General features: G+C 46.5%; 19 protein-coding genes. 9 read left to right on the forward strand and 10 right to left on the reverse strand.

The genetic code is table 11. The features are described 5' to 3' along the window. Positions 1-740: 740 nt before the first annotated feature. Positions 741-1,304 carry an ATP-binding protein gene (locus JGK22_RS19605; RefSeq protein ID WP_293189833.1) on the forward strand — a complete coding sequence of 188 codons (564 nt, stop codon included), beginning with the start codon at positions 741-743 and terminating at the stop codon, positions 1,302-1,304. Positions 1,305-1,786: 482 nt separating this feature from the next. On the opposite strand, the gene JGK22_RS19610 is transcribed toward JGK22_RS19605, so the two are convergent. Continuing rightward, the gene (locus JGK22_RS19610) at positions 1,787-2,062 is read right to left on the reverse strand and encodes an SUMF1/EgtB/PvdO family nonheme iron enzyme (protein WP_293187195.1); all 276 of its coding nucleotides are present in this window, start codon (positions 2,060-2,062) and stop codon (positions 1,787-1,789) included. Between the two features lie 293 nt (positions 2,063-2,355). Then, on the reverse strand, positions 2,356-2,763 hold the full coding sequence (locus tag JGK22_RS19615) for a gamma-glutamylcyclotransferase (protein WP_293277328.1): 408 nt from the start codon (positions 2,761-2,763) through the stop codon (positions 2,356-2,358). A gap of 120 nt (positions 2,764-2,883) precedes the next feature. Here JGK22_RS19615 and JGK22_RS19620 point away from each other — a divergent pair, with 120 nt between their 5' ends. Further along, positions 2,884-3,483 (forward strand): glyoxalase-like domain protein, encoded by a 600-nt coding sequence (locus tag JGK22_RS19620; protein WP_293144617.1) that lies wholly within the window; start codon positions 2,884-2,886, stop codon positions 3,481-3,483. A 182-nt stretch (positions 3,484-3,665) separates the two neighbouring features. Here the strand turns inward: JGK22_RS19620 and JGK22_RS19625 are convergent, their stop codons facing one another. The 3 genes from JGK22_RS19625 to JGK22_RS19635 all read right to left on the reverse strand — a co-directional run bounded on the left by JGK22_RS19625 (position 3,666) and on the right by JGK22_RS19635 (position 6,672). Beyond that, the gene (locus JGK22_RS19625; RefSeq protein WP_293313446.1) at positions 3,666-4,943 is read right to left on the reverse strand and encodes a bifunctional sterol desaturase/short chain dehydrogenase; all 1,278 of its coding nucleotides are present in this window, start codon (positions 4,941-4,943) and stop codon (positions 3,666-3,668) included. A 74-nt stretch (positions 4,944-5,017) separates the two neighbouring features. Further along, the gene (locus JGK22_RS19630) at positions 5,018-5,641 is read right to left on the reverse strand and encodes a restriction endonuclease subunit R (RefSeq protein ID WP_293184168.1); all 624 of its coding nucleotides are present in this window, start codon (positions 5,639-5,641) and stop codon (positions 5,018-5,020) included. A 134-nt stretch (positions 5,642-5,775) separates the two neighbouring features. Then, positions 5,776-6,672: a polysaccharide deacetylase family protein gene (locus tag JGK22_RS19635; protein ID WP_293184166.1), complete on the reverse strand. Its 897-nt coding sequence runs from the start codon at positions 6,670-6,672 to the stop codon at positions 5,776-5,778. A gap of 101 nt (positions 6,673-6,773) precedes the next feature. On the opposite strand from JGK22_RS19635, the gene JGK22_RS19640 reads away from it, so the two are divergent. Continuing rightward, on the forward strand, positions 6,774-7,478 hold the full coding sequence (locus JGK22_RS19640; RefSeq protein ID WP_293313448.1) for a Uma2 family endonuclease: 705 nt from the start codon (positions 6,774-6,776) through the stop codon (positions 7,476-7,478). A gap of 35 nt (positions 7,479-7,513) precedes the next feature. Here JGK22_RS19640 and JGK22_RS19645 read toward each other — a convergent pair whose 3' ends face one another. From JGK22_RS19645 to JGK22_RS19665, 5 genes are all read right to left on the reverse strand, one after another. Beyond that, on the reverse strand, positions 7,514-9,163 hold the full coding sequence (locus JGK22_RS19645) for a family 10 glycosylhydrolase (RefSeq protein ID WP_293313450.1): 1,650 nt from the start codon (positions 9,161-9,163) through the stop codon (positions 7,514-7,516). Between the two features lie 421 nt (positions 9,164-9,584). Further along, entirely contained in the window at positions 9,585-9,983 is a 399-nt protein-coding gene (psb27, locus tag JGK22_RS19650; protein ID WP_293184160.1) for a photosystem II protein Psb27, read from the reverse strand. 294 nt (positions 9,984-10,277) lie between these two features. Continuing rightward, positions 10,278-11,531 (reverse strand): DNA replication/repair protein RecF, encoded by a 1,254-nt coding sequence (locus JGK22_RS19655; RefSeq protein ID WP_293184158.1) that lies wholly within the window; start codon positions 11,529-11,531, stop codon positions 10,278-10,280. Between the two features lie 221 nt (positions 11,532-11,752). Then, positions 11,753-14,572: a cation-transporting P-type ATPase gene (locus JGK22_RS19660; protein ID WP_293184156.1), complete on the reverse strand. Its 2,820-nt coding sequence runs from the start codon at positions 14,570-14,572 to the stop codon at positions 11,753-11,755. Positions 14,573-14,843: 271 nt separating this feature from the next. Continuing rightward, the gene (locus JGK22_RS19665) at positions 14,844-14,978 is read right to left on the reverse strand and encodes a hypothetical protein (RefSeq protein WP_293184154.1); all 135 of its coding nucleotides are present in this window, start codon (positions 14,976-14,978) and stop codon (positions 14,844-14,846) included. Between the two features lie 53 nt (positions 14,979-15,031). On the opposite strand from JGK22_RS19665, the gene JGK22_RS19670 reads away from it, so the two are divergent. The 6 genes from JGK22_RS19670 to JGK22_RS19695 all read left to right on the forward strand — a co-directional run bounded on the left by JGK22_RS19670 (position 15,032) and on the right by JGK22_RS19695 (position 18,769). Then, a complete protein-coding gene (locus JGK22_RS19670) occupies positions 15,032-15,172 on the forward strand; it encodes a hypothetical protein (RefSeq protein ID WP_293184152.1) in 141 nt (46 codons plus the stop codon). A 534-nt stretch (positions 15,173-15,706) separates the two neighbouring features. Further along, positions 15,707-16,225 (forward strand): phycocyanin subunit beta, encoded by a 519-nt coding sequence (locus JGK22_RS19675; RefSeq protein WP_293184150.1) that lies wholly within the window; start codon positions 15,707-15,709, stop codon positions 16,223-16,225. A gap of 106 nt (positions 16,226-16,331) precedes the next feature. Next, positions 16,332-16,820 (forward strand): phycocyanin subunit alpha, encoded by a 489-nt coding sequence (gene cpcA, locus JGK22_RS19680; RefSeq protein WP_293184148.1) that lies wholly within the window; start codon positions 16,332-16,334, stop codon positions 16,818-16,820. A 223-nt stretch (positions 16,821-17,043) separates the two neighbouring features. Beyond that, a complete protein-coding gene (locus tag JGK22_RS19685) occupies positions 17,044-17,274 on the forward strand; it encodes a phycobilisome rod-core linker polypeptide (protein WP_293184180.1) in 231 nt (76 codons plus the stop codon). A 343-nt stretch (positions 17,275-17,617) separates the two neighbouring features. Continuing rightward, complete coding sequence (locus tag JGK22_RS19690) at positions 17,618-17,725, forward strand: phycobilisome linker polypeptide (protein ID WP_293184146.1); 108 nt, start codon at positions 17,618-17,620, stop codon at positions 17,723-17,725. 174 nt (positions 17,726-17,899) lie between these two features. Continuing rightward, positions 17,900-18,769 (forward strand): phycobilisome linker polypeptide, encoded by an 870-nt coding sequence (locus tag JGK22_RS19695; RefSeq protein ID WP_293206917.1) that lies wholly within the window; start codon positions 17,900-17,902, stop codon positions 18,767-18,769. Positions 18,770-18,871 lie beyond the last annotated feature (102 nt).

Here is an 18,871-nt window from a genome sequence, read left to right on the forward strand (position 1 = left end):
AATCTCCGGCGACATAGCTACAAGCTGGAAAGCACTCGTAGGTGTCGTGACCTTACTAACGTAGCCTAGTTAAAGACTTAGACTGGCTATCTCGTCCACCTTTGTCCAGTGTTTAGCGGATAGCGAACTGTTATAAAAACTTTTGGCTATTATATCATTTCTACTGGGTCTCAAGTGTAAAGGTGAACGGGAGGGCGATCGATCGCAATTAAACTCGATCGCCAACGCCCCTAAGTAGGGAGCCAGAGGCGATCGGCATAGGGCCCGACCTCTGTCCAAGGGCGATCGCGCTCTAACTCTTGACTCGCTTCTACCAGCCATCAGGGCTCTTCTATAGTGCATCCCCTCTCACTTCTAGCTTGCTTAATCCTTTCTCGTCCCTCCTCAGAGGCTTTGAGGGTCGTCGAGGCTTTGAGGGCCGTCACTGTATAATTTACTTATTTATTTGTCAATGTCAGTTTTCGATCGGTTTAGCGATCGCCAACTGAGTTTGTCAAGACGCGAGCAACCAAGAGACAATGATAAGGACTACAACGGGAGCATCCCTATTTCGTAAAAACCGTTCGTTTTTTGTGCTTGAGTGCGATCGTCCCCCACAGCTAAGCCTGTATATGCCAAATTGGCTCTATATTTCCAGGGATCGAGATGTTCGCACTCCAGTCAAAGAAAGCCACTCCTTTTTTAACTAAAAAATTACCCATTAAATAATGACAAAGGATAGCAACCAAATGAGAGATAACATGGATGACATTCCGTCGGGTGGGATAGGCATAAAAGTCCTTGGCAAAATAGCCGATCAGCTAAGCTATACCCGTACTTATGACAGTCGAAACTGTTTGTTCCTGATGAAACATTATCAGCCCCAAGACAGCACTCAAGCTAGTGGTGTTAAGCGACCGATCGATGTTTTAAATAAATGGTTTCAAAAACAACGAGATACCGAATCCGAGGTCAGTTCAAACCAGCCACTTCAAAAAATCAGCCTTACAAGTAATTCTGATATCAAGGCGGTTGCTAAAGTTTTATCTTGGGTCGATCAATTAGAGCATCTACAGATTCCAGAAGCAGTTTTTCACCAATGGAAACTTGCAACAATCGAAGGATTTACAAATGCTGTTCGCCATGCTCATAAAGACCTGCCATTAGCAACTCCAATCGAGTTGGAAATAACAGTATTTCCAGAACGCCTAGAAATCAAAATTTGGGATTGTGGGAAGCCCTTTGACTTGGAAGCAAAACTGCAAGGAGAATTGGCAGAAACAAGTCCGTTTACCTGGAACGAGCTGGGATTTACCCTTCGCTAACATGACTGTACGCACGGGTGACCACAAACCGGGTTTTTTACGAAAAGATGCCTTTTAACCTGCATATTAAGGAAAAAACGCGGTTTCTTTGGTCTATTCCTAAGTCCTAAATTTACCATGAAAAAAGTTTTTTGTCATGACTGCTAATGCAAATGGGGAGACTGCTTCAGCATTGTTTGAATAATTCTAGCTCGATACAGTTGAGTTGACATTTTTAGTCCGAGGGACGAAGCAGTCGCAGTATTTATTTTTCACAGCTTTTTATGTCCAAAATAGTCTTAAATCAAGCGTATTGGTCTATCTGTTAATAAACATTGTCTTATAAATATACGTCGGTACAAATTTGATTAAATTCGCAATTACTAAATTGCAGAGATGGGTTCGCAGACATCCATCAAACCCACAAACAATCTCATAAACTCGCCCTCTCTTTGCCATGATTTACATCAACATCCTACTACGAATTAGCGGTACATTTTTATTTAAGTCCACGCAGCTATATACACAACCCGAAAACCGAGGACGTTAAAGTCGATGTCCGGCGCATCGTAGTAGCGAAAAGCAGAGCGGCAGAGCCACGGACTGAGGAACCACGAACCCCCGCGCAGCATTCGAGCTTGGTAATCCTCATTGGTATTGACCAATAAATCAATACTGTTTTGATAAGGACGATCGTGTCTTGAAATGAAAAGCTTTACACTGTAGGAGTTCCAGCATATCTTGGCATACCTCATCTTTCTGAGAAAGGCTATATACATACAATTCTGAGCGCCGCAATTATCTGTCGATCGTTAAATATTTCCAGCCTGTACTACCTCAACATAGCACTCAAGCTGGTCGTTAGAAGCGATCGAGCGATGTGTTCGGGATTATGGTTACAGGTTCGATCGCAATTCGCGATCGGAAAACTGGGCGGTTGAAACCGCGTCGATACAAACAAAACCCATTCCAAGCGGGTTGAAGTTGAAGAAAACCCGGCGGTTGAAACCGCGTCGATACAAACAAAACCCACTGCAAGCGGGTTGAAGTTGAAGAAAACCGCCGTCCGATCTTATTTTGTCAAAAACCGATTTTCCCACGTCCCATCGGGCAGCCAGATGCCTCCTAGGGTACGAACGCGATCGGGTACCATGCAGTATGTCCAAGCTGTGCCTAAGGGTTTGAGGTGTCGATCGCAAATTTCGATTTCCTGCCGCTGATATTCGTTTTCCGTCGATTCCCGCAGCGGATGATAGTCTTCCAGTCTGTCTAAATCGTCCAAAATAGCGGAATTTGCGAAACAAAGCAGAAAACCATAGACAGTGCCCTCTCCGACCACCATTGCAGGATAGCCGATCGGCAGTGCAAAAAGTTGGCATTGACGTGCGATCGCGGGCAAAGCATCCACAACCTTTCCCTCGCAGTAGCGCAGATAGTTGCACTCCCCCGGTTTGAGAGTGCCGTAGACAAAGACTTTCATCGGGTAGGGCCTAATCGCTAGTTTTTGCTATATTAGATGCCTAAGCTAATAGTTTAAGTCTCGCGGGCGATCGCGACCGCAATCTTGATAAATTTCGTTGTTTACCCTTTCTTATAATTCATGACTCTAGCAGTTAGTTTTATTGCTTTTGGACTTCGGCCCTTGTACCTGAGCTCTTTTTTGCCGGACTTACCCCTAGACGGCTTGTTTTCGACTCAAGGGATTATGGTGATGCTGCTGGCCGCCTATGCGGGGGCGATGTGGATGTTTCTCACCAGTGCTCCCAAGGTACACACGGTGATGGTATCGGATCTCGCACAGGCGAGGGAGTTCTATGAAGGTATGCTAAGCCTTCCTGTAGCAGAAGTGCCGCTGCATTACTACTACAATTACGAACAAACCTTGGGGACAACGGGTATCGACCCCCTGTATTTGTCGCCCAATGTCGGGAGGGGAACGAGCTCTCAAACGATGGGGAGTCCCGAGGGTTTGTGGTATCAGTTGATGAAAAATACGCAACTGCACATTATTAGCGGGGCTGGCGCAGGCGAAAAAAATCGCGAACGTCATGTTTGTTTCGATCGCGATTGTTTGGATCAGCTATTAATGAGAGTACAAACTCGCGGGATTAGTTATAAAATTCGCCGGGAAAAGCCGCTTAATTTTTTGGTTAAGGATTATGATGGGCGCGTGATTGAAATGGCTGAGGTTAGTAATTAGATCGGAGTAGGCGGTTGAAACTCGGCGGTTGAAACTCGGCGGTTGAAACCGCGTCTATACAAACGATGTCCGCCTCCGCGGACTGAAGATAATAACGTAAATTTAACGGCCTGTCTTCAACCCGCGGAGGCGCGTGAGTGTCTGTGTAGCCGCGGTTTCCAACCGCCCGGTCTTCTTCTTTGTCAATTAATCTTAGCTTCAACGCTGGATTTTTCCGCTGTCGCCGCTGCTTTAATCTCTGCAACTGTCTTGCGGCTGAAGAGTTGGAAATACGAAGAAACAAAGAATTCTTTAACTGGGAAAACGATCAAAGTCAAAGGATTGATTGTGACGATGATATTGCGGACATCAGCTTTAGCTTGTTTGACAATTTGCTGCGCTACCCAGTCAGGAGACATAATGCCGATCGGGTTTAAGTTGCTTTTGAACGGCCCTAAAATCAGTTTGCGGACGATACAGGGCGCATCCAGCCGTCGCAGAGTGACTAAATCTCCCAGGGCACGCTTGCTGAGTTCGTACAGGGGACTGACAGCGGGAATCACTTCTGCTTCGGAAGTGTTGATCCAAACTTCTTTGCAAGCTATATTTTCATTAGTACGGACTGTTAAGAAAAACAGTTCCATCAGCCGCCACGCGGAAAAAGTGTTAATTTCGTATGAGTTTGCGATCGCCTCTCCGGTTCTTTCTTTCTGTAAATTAATCCCGTGATTGATGACGAGAATATCAATTTTTTCTAACAATTTAGCTAAATCAGCCTCTTCGCCAGCCTGCCAAGTTACGGTTTTTACAGGCAAAATCTCGCCGTCTACATTCACAGTAATTTCCTCATTTCCAGAGGAGAGGGCGATAACTTTTGCACCAGCTTTGTGCAGGTGTTTCAGAAGCAAACGCCCCAATGTTCCTGATGCGCCGGTGACGGCGACAGTTTTGCCTTTGAGAGAAAGTGCTGTACCCATAAGTTTATCTATTAAGGTGAAAGTACCGCAATAGTAAGCATTTTGATTGTCGAAATGATGCTTCCAGTGGTAAGGTTTATTCACAAACCATTTACCGGGGATAGTTTGGAAGTTTCCCGGTTGGTGGGTGATGTCGGTTAACTCGTCTGCGCCTTTGATTCCGATCGCGCGGGCGATCGCACTCAACAAAAAGCTTAAAGTATAAATACAACCCGCTGCTGCGCCCCAGTGATATTGCGGCAACGCAAAATAAGCTAAAACCCACAGCAACAAGCCCAAAACCAACATCGCCGCAGCTTCGGGCACATCGTGACGCCAGTGCGCTTGCTTGTAAATTGTCTCGCTAACGGGCGTCAAATTCGGGCGAAAAACCCGGTGATGCCAATTGTGCAGCTTTTGCAGTGGCGGCACATAATGAGACGCAACGTGATAAAAGTCTCGGATGATTTCTGCCCAAAATACAGAAGCTATTGCTACAGCGCCGACTATCCAGTAATTTACCATGCTCGCACCAGTTTGAAATTTGAGATATTAGATGATTGTCTGTTTTGAAAGATAGCTCAAAATGGCTTTTTTAGCTAGTCTGGAAGTTGACTCAGGCGTTTTAAAATCTGCAAAACGCGGTACAATTCATTGCCGGGATTGGAAACAACAAATTCAGGCGATCGGGCATACTGCAAAGTTTCGCCTCTGACTAACTTGACAAAAGAGAAGTTAGCACCTGTGGAAATCATCCCAAAAGTAGGAGTTTCTGGATTCGGATCTGCCAGCATATATGTCAGGAGTTGGGAAAGTGCTTCGTCTGTTGAGAAAGCAAGTTGTTTGGATTCAATTACTGTCACCCATAGGTTTGCTTTCATAATTAAGATATCTATTCTACCTTCGATGATTCTGCCTTCGTCTTCTTCTTGAATGGCGATCGACTTTTCGGCTTTGACTTGAAAAGGAGACTCAAAGAGACCGGCAATAAACAAAATCGGGCTGATGATTGTTAGCTTGACTGCATTCTCCAACACAGGCGGGGTGTCTACTAAGTTAAAGTATATGTCTTGAACGCGATCGAGCAATTGTTTCTCCGAGTCTGTTACTTCGGGCAAGTTTTCTTGCCATTCTCGGAAAAACTCTTGATTCCGCACTCGCTGTAAACCGAAGTTGTCGATTAAATAGCGGAGGTTGATATCTCTTGCTTGTAGTTTTTGCATGATGATTGATAAAAGTTTTTATGGTTATTCATAAGTTTAGCACGATCGGGATTTTGAACCGCAGATAAAGGCAGATTAACGCGGATGTAGGCGAAGCCTTCCCGAAGGGTACGCAGATGAGATACAAGGTGTGTTTATTGGGATTTGCGATCGCCCTTTTCCTGTTTTTGGGCTGCTTGCATTTCCAGTAATTGCGGTACGGTGACAAAACGGTATCCCTGCTGTTTGAGTTTGGGAATAATTGCAGATACGGCCTCGACTGTTTGCTGGCGATCGCCACCACCGTCATGCAACAATACGATCGCCCCTGATGTCGCTTGAGACAGCACAGTACGGGCTATAGCAGCCGCCGGAGGTTGCGAAAAGTCCTTAGGATCGATCGACCACATCACCACCACATAATTTTTCTTTTTGGCGTAATCCGCAAAACCGTTATTTAAGCGCCCACCGGGAGGACGAAACAACAAACTTTTCGCCCCAGTCGATCGATAAATGTGCACTCCTGTATTATCAATTTCATCCGATGCTATTTTTTCCGTGACATTGTGATAAAAGTGATGCCAAGTATGATTGCCGATCGCATTTCCGGCCTTTACTACTTGTTTGGCAATTTCGGGATACTCTCGCAAATTTGCACCCAAGCAGAAAAACGTAGCTACCGCGTTATGTTTCTGCAATATTTTTAATATTTTCAAAGTTTCCGCAGTTGGGCCATCATCAAAAGTCAGGGCAATAACTTTTGAGTCGCTGATACTTGCTTGGTAAACAATTTGTCCGCGAAATTGCGCCGGTGGTGCGAATACTAAAGGTTCTACGACAGGTTTCGGAGACGGAGTTGCGGCGGGAGAAGGAAGTATTTGGGGTTTGGGCGGTTTGAGGAGGTTGGGCGGGGGATTGCCAAAAGGGGGGATTTGGGCTAACGAATTTGAATTCGCAGTTTTTAGGCGATCGGGAAATAGCAAAATTACAGAGATAAAACTGATAATTATAGCGATTTTAAACCACAATTTCTTAGTAAATCTGGTATTCATTGACTGTACTATTTGCGATCGACGCTCTAATTATCGCTTACAGCTTTACCTAAAATTAGTTAAAATCTAAGATACCGACACATCATAATAGGAGAAAAGCCATGATTGCTCCGGCAAATCTCAGCCGCATTACGATCCCCCCTTTGGAAAATGGCGATTTGCTTACCCGTGCCGAATTCGAGCGGCGCTACACAGCCATGCCAGCACTCAAAAAAGCAGAATTGATTGAAGGAATTGTTTATATGGCTTCACCCTTACGCTTTGAACCCCACGCCGAACCCCATGCCGATTTAATGGGCTGGCTGTGGACTTACAAAATTGCTACTCCAGGCGTGCGTCTGGGCGATAATCCCACTGTGCGCCTCGATGTAGATAACGAACCCCAACCCGATGCTGTACTGCTAATTGATGCTCAACGCGGCGGCCAAACTTGCCTTAGCGATGACGGATATATCGAAGGCGCACCCGAATTTGTTGCCGAAATTTCTGCAAGTACCGCTACGATCGATCTGCGCGACAAAAAGCGAGTTTACCGCCGCAATGGAGTCAAAGAATATCTGGTTTGGCAAGTAATGAATCGCCGGATTGATTGGTTTTCATTGCAGGAAGAAGAATATATTTCTCTGCTCCCAGATGCAGCAGGAATTATCCGCAGCCACGTTTTTCCGGGGTTGTGGCTGGCAGTTTCAGCACTCTTGGACGGGGATATGCCAAGTGCGATGGCAACTCTTCAAGCCGGATTAAACAGTGACGCACATCAAGAGTTTGTCCAACAGTTAGCTTCCTTTCCAAAGGCTACTTTATAGAGACGCTACGAATTGCGTCTCTACAAATAATTACACTACAGTCTGCAAGTTTGCCGTGCCCTTTCATCCTCCGGTTCTTGCCAGCCAAAAGAAAAATGGCTCACCGCATTAATTTGGGGCGTTGCAGCACGAATTGCCCGCATTTGAATCTCCAAAGACGGACGATTTTTTAGAGATTTTCCCCAATCTCCGGCAATAGCAGGAATGATTTTTGCTCCCGGAGGCGCTAAACTCAACGTCCGCTGCACCTGCGGCACAATGCAGCTTACATTCCCACAATTGCCGTAAGACATCGCGTGGAATTCCACCCCAGCCGGAAACCTGTCCCAAGGCTGCAATCTCGAATCAAATCCCCCTTGATTTATCTTTTCATTTCCATTAGGAAAAAACACCGCTCCTACAGGAATCCCCATTCTTTGAGCTGGTTGAGTCGCCATCCCAAAAAAATCTAAAATTCCTTGGACTGCGTGAGCAACGCTCAGTTGCCAGAGGTCTTTTTGCAGAATGCCGGTATCGGGAAGCGGCCGTGTTGGTGTCGGTTTTGGTGTGGGAGTTGCAGGGTTTTGCGATTTGGTAGCGGGAGTTATTGAAGCTGCTTTTGATGTGGCATTTCCCCTTCTAGAAGCTGGAGTTGCTACTGGAATGGCTCGCGGAATTCGCCCCTGCCAAAGAGGTTCTTGCTCGGTTGGATACTGTTTGACTACGGCTTGAACGTCATTAGTATTGATAAATCCTTTAGTCAAATATCGCTGAATTAAATCTCGTCCTTGCTGATTGTTAGCCCGCTGCAAAAGCATTTGCTGCGATGCTGAACCGTAAATCCACAAGTCTTGAACTTTGGTAGCAACTGAGGCAGGCCCGACGCCCCGCACATAACGAATGTAGTCGAATAACATTCCTTGTGGCCTGCGCTTGACTATTTGATTTACTAACAAACTATAGTCTTGCTTTGCTTGCGGATTGTAGGGATCGACAAAGGCGTGGGTGGCATGATTTTCTCCGGTTTGGTCGTCTAAACCTGCGTCTTGAATTACTGTTAAACTTGTCTGATTTTTGCCGTTGAGGGCGAGGGTTTGCTGTCTGTCGGAACGCTGAGCATAGGTATAGCCAAAGTTCATGGTAAATAACCAGGCGTATACTTTTAATCCTCGCTGTTTGCCTTTGGCGATCGCCTTTTCCAACAAATCATACTTTTCGTAGCCGCGATTTCGCAAAACCGAAGGCCAAGCAGTTGGATTATCTGCGGCTGGGAGGAGCACTTGACCGTCGTAAAACACTTCGACGTAGACTTGATTGTAGCCTTTGTTGACAACTTTGTCTAATACGCGATCGATCTCTCCGGGCCTGACATCGCAGGGATATAAACGCAACCAAACTGCTTGGGTTTCGGGCCAAGTTTTTTGGCGGCATTCTGCGATTTCCCGTGCGTGTTTGCTCAAGACGGCAAAATATGCTTGCTGGGATTCCGGTTTTCCTGACAGGGCGGCGCGGCGCAAGTCTTCTTTTTGATTGACTTGCTCTTTGGATAATTGACAATAGGCTGATGTTTCGGCAAAAGCTGGTTGATTTTCGATAAATGGCAAAACAAGCTGGCTGATGAAGCTACTGGTTAAAACAGCAGTTACCGCACTTAAACAGCGTCGCTGGGATTGAAAGTTGGCGATGCGAGTTGGTGCAATTTTCATGGGATAATTGAATCTGGTTTTTTAGTTGAAATTGGGTGGCGATCGCATTTTTGGCGATCGCGCAGACGCACAGCTACAAATTTTCTACTTTTTTTTAGGTTTACCCCGTCCAACAACAGGTGCAAGCCCCCCAATCGAGTTGTGGAGAACCCTAATCTTAGATCAAAGTTAAATTTCCCAGACTAATCTGTGGAGTCAGTCAATCTCAAATCTAAAATGGACTGACCTAGTTATGGCACAAGTCGATCGCACAATGCAAATGTCAATGGCGGCTAACCCTACAGCAAAATCCTGCAAAAAAAGCGCCTGGGTACAGCCGGCGCTAAAAGCAGTTGATATTTCTACTAAAAATTGTTGATTATCAAATATTAAGGATAAAAGATGAATTATTCAAATTATCTTTTATCCCTAATGTTTGAGATTAAGCTCCTCTATTGAGAGCAGATTCTACTTGCTGAAATTCCGACTCAAGACGTTTTTTCAACTTTTCAGGAACGGGACGGTTTGGATAGGAACTGTAATGTCCAGCCAAAGAGTTTAATGCCGTCCGCATTGTGGTGAAAGATGCCAGCTTTGTAAGAGCGGGATCGCGGCGGTATGCTGCGAAAAAATCATTGATACTTGTGCGAGCAGTGGCTTGAGCGGCTGCTTTTTCCGGCGTGCCTTCTGGCAAAGTAAGCGCTGTTCTCAAGCTGGTGACTAATGCTAATGTATCTTTGCTGTAGTCTCCGCTCAGAGTGGCAGGAACATTGGTACAGCCTGCTACGCCGATGACAACAACTAATACCAGAGCTAACAGACGGGAAATGTAATGCTTCATAAGGCTTAGAAAAATGGAGGCGAAAGCGGCAATCAAAATTAACCTTTATCCTATCTCGAATTGACCTAATTATGTCAACTTTTCAAGATTTTTGCATGGATACCATGAAAAGTAAAATTTGTCAATCTCACATAGATTGATATCATATCCGCTCGAACGACCACAATCAAATTGGTTTGATCGTTCGGGCTTTAGTCCGCATCCACTACTAGGACTAAAGTCCTCACTACAAACTATTTTTATTAGGGATAAGTGAGCAGACATAATATGATTTATCAATCTCAACTCTCAAATCTAAAATTGATTGATTTGTCCGGAAACGACGGATAGAATTTGAGTCTGGCGCAGCCACTGACTGTCAAAAGCGCCTAGGTGAGTGGTAGTAATCAGAGTTTGAAATCGTTCTTGAATTGTTTCTAAAAGTTGATTTTGGCGGCTCAGATCGAGTTCTGCAAGTACGTCGTCGAGCAATAGTAAAGGTGCTTCGCCCACGACTTCTTCAATAAGCTGCAATTCGGCTAATTTTAATGCTAGTACGAGAGTTCGCTGCTGACCTTGGGATGCGTACTGGCGCGCTGGAGTATTGTTAATTGTAAATGTAATGTCGTCGCGGTGCGGGCCGACTAAGGTGGTTCCTTGAAATTGTTCTGCGATCGCCCTTTTTTGAATTTTCTCTAAAAATGCTTGCCGCACTCCTTCGAGATTGTCTTTACCGATTAATTCCGAGCTGACTTCAATATTAGCATCGTATTTGACATCTAAAACTTCTGTGGAACCGCTAATTGAACCGTGCCAATTGCGCGCTAAAGGCATCAAACGTTCCAAAATACGATCGCGCCTGCGGATTACCCGAGCCCCGGCTGTCGCCAACTGTGCGTCCCACAAGGCTAATTCTGAACTGGGAATGGGGGATTGGGCATTGGGCATTGGGAATGGGGCATTGGGCATTGGGGATTCTGCGATATTTTGGTCTTCGGGAGTTTCAGATCCGATAAATCGCATTTTGTCCAAACTTTGGGAAAATTCTGTTTTTCTGGTTTCTCTAGAACGTTTTAACAGAGCGTTTCGCTGGCGCAAAATTTGGTTGTACTGGTGCAAAATGTGAGCGTAAATCGGCTCTAGTTGGATGACTAGCCGATCGATCCAGTTGCGCCTTCCTTCGGGCCCGCCGCGCACTAAGTCTAAATCCAAACAGGAAAATTGTACTACATTGATGACGCTCAAGAAGTCTAAATGGCGGCGCAGCGGTTCGCCGTTGAGCTTCAGGCTGCGGCGCGCCCCGGAGCGCAGTGTTAAAGATAAGTCGATCGCTCCGGTTTGACGTTCGAGTGTAGCATCTATTTGGGCGATCGGCTTTGAGTCGAGGATTAAGTCGCGATCGCGCGATACTCTGTGGCTTTTTAATGTCGAAAGCAACTCTACCGCTTCTAACAGGTTAGATTTTCCTTGGGCGTTATTTCCTACTAATATGGTTTTGGGAGCGTCAAAGGCTACCTTTTGATCGAAGTAGTTGCGAAACTGCCGTAGGTGCAGTGTTTTCAAATACATAATATTGTTATTGGTTAGTTGTTATTCGTTATTAGTTATTGGTAATACAGTCATCGTAGGGTGTGCATTGGGCACCTTACCTAATTCAAGGGCAAATCGGTGGAATTCCATTTTTTGCGGATCGTTGTGCTTGCTATGACTTGATGGTGTTGAAAATCTTGCCAAGTGTCAGCGACCTAACGAATAATGAAACAGCGCTCATTATCCGTCAGCCGTTAACACTATTTGCGAGCTTTGTATAAGCGCACGAACAGTTTTTCCATTTCAATCCAGACAAACATTAGGGCGCTGAATCCGAAGCAAATCATCAATTCAAAAGGCGTTAAATAGTGAGTTCCGAAAAATGCTCTCAGCGGTGGAACGTAAATCAACATTAATTGCAAAGCAGTAGTCACAATCACAGCTCCCCACACAAAAACATTAGTGAAGGGATTTAACTCGATCGTTAGCTGAGTGTTAGATCGAATTGCGATCGCATGACCCATTTGCGCTAAACACAGAGTAGTAAATACCATGGTTTTCCAAGCATCTGGATCGCCGTGTCCGGGAGTGTGAGTATATCCGTAAGCCCAGGACATCATCGCGATCGTCAAAATTGCAAAGATAATCCCGATCCGAATCATGTAAGAACCCAAACCCCGGGCAAAAATACTTTCGCGCGGACTGAAAGGAGGTTTTCTCATCACGTTTGGTTCGGCTGGTTCCACGGCTAAGGCCAAAGCCGGAACGCCATCTGTTACTAAGTTCATCCACAAAATTTGGAGGGGCGTCAGCGGTACTCCTCCCAAACCCAATAAAGGTGCAGCGGCAATTGTCAAAACTTCGCCGATGTTGCTGCCCAAAATGTACTTAATAAAGCGGCGAATGTTGGTATAAACAACTCGTCCTTCTTCGGCGGCGGCGACAATTGTTGCGAAGTTGTCGTCGAGGAGTACCATATCGCTAGCTTCTTTACTGACATCGGTGCCGGTAATCCCCATTGCAATGCCGATATCGGCTTGTTTCAAGGCGGGCGCGTCGTTAACTCCGTCGCCTGTCATGGCGACAAATTTGCCTAAACTTTGCAAAGCTTGGACGATACGCAATTTGTGTTCGGGGGAGACGCGGGCGTAAACGCTGACGTGTTCGACTTGTTGTTTTAGTTGTTCTTGACTGAGCTTTTCTAATTCTTGACCGGTGAGAACTCGATCGCCCTCTGTCGCAATACCTAAATCGTAGGCGATCGCCTGTGCCGTCAACTGGTGATCTCCTGTAATCATCACCACCCGAATCCCTGCATCGCGGCACTTCACCACGGCTTCCCGTACTTCCGGGCGCGGCGCGTCAAGCATACTGACGAGTCCCAGCCAAATCATCTCTTGTTCGCTGATTTCCTCGGAACCTTCGGGCGGCACGTTTTCCCAGATTTTGTATGCAAACCCGAGGACTCGCAAACCCCCGCTTGCCATGTTATTGTTTTCGGCGAGGATGCGATCGCGCATTTCCTGGTTTAAAGGTTGTACTCGATCGCCGACTATAATTCCTTGACAGCGCTCCAAAGTCAACTCGGGAGAACCTTTCGTCAGCATCAAATAATTCTGCTGCTGTCCGTTTGGTGCGGGAAAGCCCGAATGTCCCGAATGTCCGGGTACTTCGCAAATTACGCTCATCCGCTTGCGTTCGGAAGAAAAAGGAAACTCCGCCGTGCGCGGCAGCAATTGAGACTGTTTTTCCCTATAAATGCCTGCTTTTCCCGCTAAAGATAGCAGAGCTCCTTCCGTAGGATCGCCCAAAATCTTCCATTCTTGCTGTTCGTGCTGCAATACTGCGTCGTTGCAAACTGCACAAGCAATTAATAAAGATTCGAGTTCTGGATATTCTTCTAAATTATTAATTTGGGTCGAGGTATGCCGATCGGTAAAATCTCCGATCGGGGCATAGCCGTCGCCTGCAACACTGATAGTGCAGTCGCCTGTAGATAGTAGCTGCACTACCATTTTATTTTGAGTCAGAGTACCTGTTTTGTCGGAACAAATGGTTGTTACCGAACCCAAAGTTTCTACAGCCGGCAGTTTGCGAATTAGAGCGTTTCGCTTCACCATCCGCCTAGTTCCCAGCGCCAAAGTAACTGTGACGACGGCCGCAAGTCCTTCGGGAACGACAGCCACAGCCATGCTGAGAGAAACTTCTAACAATTCTTCAAATCTGCTGGTATCGAACCCAATGCTGCCGTTGTTGAAGGTAATCATCCCACCGATGACGACAATTGCCACTAAGCCTAGGGCGCCGGAGACTAGAACATTTCCCAACTGTCCCATCCGCTGTTGTAGGGGAGTTGGTTCGGTTTCTACTGACTGAAGCATGGCGGCAATTTTGCCCAATTCCGTTTGCATTCCGGTGTTGGTGACGATCGCCTTGGCCCGTCCCTGAACAACTTCTGTCCCCTGAAAAATCAGGTTGAGTCGATCGCCCAACGAAGCATCTTCGGGAAGTTCGAGATCGGCTTGTTTGGTAGCTGCGATCGCTTCTCCCGTCAAAGCAGATTCTCTGACTTGCAGGTTGGAAGCTTCGATCAAGCGCCCGTCTGCTGCTATTTTTACCCCAGCCTCCAACAGCATCACGTCTCCGGGTACGAGTTCCTTGGCTGCGATTTCCGAAGTTTTGCCGTCCCGCAGGACTCGGACTAGGGGGGAAGAGAGGTTTTTGAGGGCTGCGAGGGCTTTTTCGGCACTTTGCTCTTGGAAATAGCCGAGAATGCCGTTGAGTATGACGATCGCAAAAATGGCGATCGCATCTTTCGGAAAAGTATTTGACCTGATATCTAAGAATGCAGAAACCACCGCCACACCTATCAGCATCAACAACATGATGTTGGTGAACTGATCGACAAAAATCGACCAAGCACTGCGGCCTCCTGTTTCTTCGAGTTCATTGGGGCCGTATTGCTGCAAGCGTTCGGACACCTGTTGGCTGCTCAAGCCCCCGTCTTTGTTACTGCTTAGCTGCTGGAGGGTTTTATCAATTGGTACGGTGTGCCAAGAAGATGGAGAATTTGAAGACATAAATTACGATCGAGCATGGGGCAATTAGGGGACTGCGGCCGAACAAGTTACAGCCGATGAATGTGGCTGATGGCAGTAAAAGAGTTTTTAGTTTTGAGTTCTGAATCAAAAACTGCTGAACTTGAGACTCGTATTGGGCCCCGGTTCGATGCCGAGAGAGCAGGAAGCTGTCAACTTCACTGCGTCTGGCGGCTCTCTCGCACCGTTTGTAGACCTACCGCTGATAGCACTTATCCACCTTACAACTAAAAATTAGCAATTTCTCCGGCTTTTACCCAAGACCCAGCGGCTGAGTTTTGTCTTTAAATGGTGATATTTCGTTCAAAAGCTGAGGTTGTGCCGATCGCCCTGCCAATCTGTTGGATTTTACCAACACCACATTCTGCCGACATCCTGCATCGGACATAATTTTTGCTTTTTTCCCTATTCCCCCGGGCTTGTTTTAGCAAAACTTAAATTTTGTTAACTTTTCTTCACTATTCGGCTTTGCCCTGGGAAAGCCAACAGAGGCGATCGGCCCACGGGACAATTCAGGGCGATGGCAGAGTGACAAAAAGGGCGATCGAAGCCAACTCTAGACTTATGTTGTGCTGCATTTGAATTCTATATTTCAAGGGATCGAAACTCGTCAAATCCTTTCCCTGTCTGCCCTAATCCCCGAATCCCATCGGATTTTCTCCCCATCGAACCCTCGAATATCACAGACAATCTCTCGATCGGCAGTTTACCGCTGCAATCTGGCATCTATCCCAGGGATTAGATTTGCCACCACTTGCCCCACATCGATTTACCTTCTCACAGAAATAAGTTTTCGTAATAATTTGTAATAAACAAAGAGGAACCAGCATTGTATAAAGGTTATCAGAGGGTTGAAACGACAGGCGAAAGTTAACAAAAACACTGATTGACAAGGTTTGTCGCATCTCATAAAAGATGTAAAATTTTCTAAGGTTTCTTAAATGTCCGTTGCAATGTCACAATAGTGAAGGTAGCGGAAAGGGAGAGATCGAGCCGGCCAGCGCAGTAGCTGGCGTCAACCTTCAACCCTTGCAGGCCCAACAGCCTGAACAAATTTAACTTAACGGTTTTATACCGCAACCAAACTCAATTAACTCAAAGTAGGAGAGTTCGTTCATGTTTGACGCATTTACAAAAGTGGTTTCCCAAGCAGACGCTCGCGGCGAATTTTTGGCTGCTGGCCAACTAGATGCTCTCAGCAGCATGGTTTCTGACGCCAACAAGCGGATTGACGCAGTAAACCGCATCACCGGTAACGCATCCACAATCGTCGCTAATGCAGCTCGCTCTTTGTTTGCTGAACAGCCTCAGTTGATCGCCCCCGGTGGCAACGCATACACCAGCCGCCGCATGGCAGCTTGCTTGCGCGACATGGAAATCATCTTGCGCTACGTAACCTACGCCACATTTGCAGGCGACGCCAGCGTTTTGGACGATCGTTGCTTGAACGGTCTGCGCGAAACATACCAAGCTCTGGGAACTCCAGGTGCATCCGTTGCAACCGGCGTACAAAAAATGAAAGAAGCAGCGATCGCGCTTGCTAACGACCCCAACGGCATTACCCGTGGTGATTGCAGCTCGCTGATGTCCGAAATCGGCAGCTACTTCGACCGCGCAGCTAATGCAGTCGGCTAAAAATAGCGAGCCCGAACATTTCTTCCTGTAAAGAAGCGAGCGATCGCATTATTTGCAAGCAATCATTTTGGTACAAACAAAACAACATTAGGGAGACAGCAGAACAATGAAAACCCCTTTGACTGAAGCAGTAACCGCCGCCGATTCTCAAGGCCGCTTCCTGAGCAGCACCGAATTGCAAGTAGCCTTCGGTCGTTTCCGCCAAGCAGCAGCAGGTTTGGAAGCAGCCAAGTCTTTGAGCGCCAACTCTGCGCGCTTGATCGACGGTGCAGCTCAAGCTGTGTACAACAAGTTCCCGTACACTCAACAAATGCAAGGGCCAAACTACGCTTCTACCTCAACCGGTAAAGCTAAGTGCTCCCGCGACATCGGCTACTACCTGCGGATGGTAACCTACTGCTTAGTTGCAGGCGGCACAGGTCCAATGGATGAGTACCTGATTGCAGGTATTGACGAAATCAACCGGACATTTGAATTGTCTCCTAGCTGGTATGTTGAAGCTCTCAAGTACATCAAAGCCAACCACGGTTTGAGTGGCGATGCTGCAACTGAAGCCAATTCCTACCTCGACTACGCAGTCAACGCTCTAAGCTAGATTTGCGTGATGCCCGGAAATGTAAGCTGCTGTTAGCTTGAGTGTTAACTGTTGTTTACGATTCCGGGCATCTGCGATCTTAGCGGAGTCTTCCAAATACTTTTTTCAGAACTTTTTAGTTTTTCAAGCATGAAAAGCAGAAAAGTTAGGAATAAAAGCATTTGAAAAAGCGAGACGAGTAGAACTGCGCCCTCGGTGGACGCAAGACGATGCGAAAGCAGTAATTTGTGTCGCTTACAGCCAAGTTTTCGGTAACGAGTATTTAATGTCGAGCGAACGAGTTACCAGTGCCAAATCTTTCCTGCTGGAAGGGCAGATTTCAGTTAAAGATTTTGTGCGGGAGTTCCTGAGTCCGAAACTTATAAAAAAAGTTCGGCAAGCGGAAAACGAGCGAGTCTTTAGACCTTCCATGAAAGCGGCACGGGCGGTTTTAACCGCCGTGAATCTTTCTTGATTTTTCACATTTTTAGCAGTGTAAAAAGGGCTTTTGCCGTTACACTCTATTGTTGGGATGGATACACAGGTGCAAACCTGAGAAGCAAATTCCTACCATATATTAAAGGTACGCGGGGACTCTCGCGTTACCAAGGGCTTAGCCCCTTAAACGCTTGAGGAGCTTGCCCAAAGGCAAGGATAGCAGCCCACCATTTTTTGGTAAGAGGATTGCGCCCAGGAACCCTAGCAATAGGGATATTAAGAACGAAATTTCTTAAGAATCTCAGTCGCGAAGAGCGCTGAGAGTGTCAACGGAAAAAGTTTTTTGAATCGAAGGTTCGGCGGCTAAGTTTTCACCCCAAGTGCGGTGTAGAACTACCGAATATCTCGTGTCTTACGATCGACTTTCGACCCGCTTGCAGCAAATCAACAAACGTGGTGGCAAAGTGGTAAGTATTACCACAGCTTAAAGTTTGTATGTAAAGATGTTTTTTGAAACGTCTTTAGCAAATTAGGATTAATTGATGTGTACATACAAGCTGCGCCGGGAGTGCACCCAAATTTGACACATCTTGGCCTTAGTCCTAAAAATCTCAAGTTCAACCAAGCTTTAAATTTTTGTTATTAATTTAGGAGAAAATCTGGTGGCTATTTCCACAGCAGCGTCCAGACTGGGAACATCCGCATTGAGCGATGCACCTAAGGTAGAATTGCGCCCGAACTACACCAAAGACGACATTGAAACTGTGATTCGTGCAGTTTACCGTCAGGTGCTGGGCAACGACTATTTGATGAAATCCGAGCGCCTGACAAGTGCTGAATCTCTCCTGCGAGACGGCAGTTTAACGGTGCGAGAATTTGTGCGGGCAGTGGCAAAATCGGAACTGTACAAAACCAAGTTTTTGTACAGCAGCTTCCAAACTCGGACGATCGAACTAAACTACAAACACTTGCTCGGTCGCGCTCCCTACGACGAATCTGAAGTAGTTTATCACTTAGATTTGTACCAAACAGAAGGCTACGATGCTGATATTGATTCTTACATCGATTCAGTAGAGTATCAAGAAAGTTTCGGTGATAATATCGTCCCTTACTACCGGGGCTTTAACACTCAGACAGGTCAAAAAACCGTTGGTTTTACCCGGATGTTCCGGCTATATCGCGGCTATGCCAACAGCGATACATCTCAACTCGAAGGAAATAACTCCCGCTTAGCTGTCGAATTAGGCACTAACAGCGCTACTGCTGTAGTTGGGCCTTCTGGTGGCAACGAAGGTTGGGCATACCGGTCTTCGACACAAAACGTAACTCCCAGCAGCGGTTTTGGTGGTGCGGCAGCTTACGGTAAAGAAGGGCGGCTTTTCCGCGTTGAAGTGTCGGGCATTCGGACGGGTGGCTATCCCAGGGTGCGCCACAGCAGCAAGGCGTTTATCGTACCTGGTGAGGATTTGTCCTCGCAAATGCAGAAATTTCAACGCTTGGGCGGGAAAATCGCCAGCATTACTCCAATTTAGTCGTTAGTCATCAGTTATTAGTGCTGTCCCCGCTCGCGAACAGTAGTCATCGGTCGTTAGTCATTAGTAAATTTACTAGAGATTAATGGCCATTGGCTAAGG

This window comes from Microcoleus sp. PH2017_08_TRC_O_A (assembly GCF_020738665.1).
GTDB lineage: Bacteria > Cyanobacteriota > Cyanobacteriia > Cyanobacteriales > Microcoleaceae > Microcoleus.

Coding starts and splice junctions, on each gene's coding strand:
- JGK22_RS19635 (WP_293184166.1), bottom strand. CDS start 6,672: ATGAATACCAGATTTACTAAGAAATTGTGGTTTAAAATCGCTATAATT.
- JGK22_RS19640 (WP_293313448.1), top strand. CDS start 6,774: ATGATTGCTCCGGCAAATCTCAGCCGCATTACGATCCCCCCTTTGGAA.
- JGK22_RS19610 (WP_293187195.1), bottom strand. CDS start 2,062: ATGTATATAGCCTTTCTCAGAAAGATGAGGTATGCCAAGATATGCTGG.
- JGK22_RS19675 (WP_293184150.1), top strand. CDS start 15,707: ATGTTTGACGCATTTACAAAAGTGGTTTCCCAAGCAGACGCTCGCGGC.
- JGK22_RS19620 (WP_293144617.1), top strand. CDS start 2,884: ATGACTCTAGCAGTTAGTTTTATTGCTTTTGGACTTCGGCCCTTGTAC.
- JGK22_RS19625 (WP_293313446.1), bottom strand. CDS start 4,943: ATGGTAAATTACTGGATAGTCGGCGCTGTAGCAATAGCTTCTGTATTT.
- cpcA (WP_293184148.1), top strand. CDS start 16,332: ATGAAAACCCCTTTGACTGAAGCAGTAACCGCCGCCGATTCTCAAGGC.
- JGK22_RS19605 (WP_293189833.1), top strand. CDS start 741: ATGGATGACATTCCGTCGGGTGGGATAGGCATAAAAGTCCTTGGCAAA.
- JGK22_RS19645 (WP_293313450.1), bottom strand. CDS start 9,163: ATGAAAATTGCACCAACTCGCATCGCCAACTTTCAATCCCAGCGACGC.
- JGK22_RS19660 (WP_293184156.1), bottom strand. CDS start 14,572: ATGTCTTCAAATTCTCCATCTTCTTGGCACACCGTACCAATTGATAAA.
- JGK22_RS19665 (WP_293184154.1), bottom strand. CDS start 14,978: ATGTCCGATGCAGGATGTCGGCAGAATGTGGTGTTGGTAAAATCCAAC.
- JGK22_RS19655 (WP_293184158.1), bottom strand. CDS start 11,531: ATGTATTTGAAAACACTGCACCTACGGCAGTTTCGCAACTACTTCGAT.
- JGK22_RS19615 (WP_293277328.1), bottom strand. CDS start 2,763: ATGAAAGTCTTTGTCTACGGCACTCTCAAACCGGGGGAGTGCAACTAT.
- JGK22_RS19630 (WP_293184168.1), bottom strand. CDS start 5,641: ATGCAAAAACTACAAGCAAGAGATATCAACCTCCGCTATTTAATCGAC.
- psb27 (WP_293184160.1), bottom strand. CDS start 9,983: ATGAAGCATTACATTTCCCGTCTGTTAGCTCTGGTATTAGTTGTTGTC.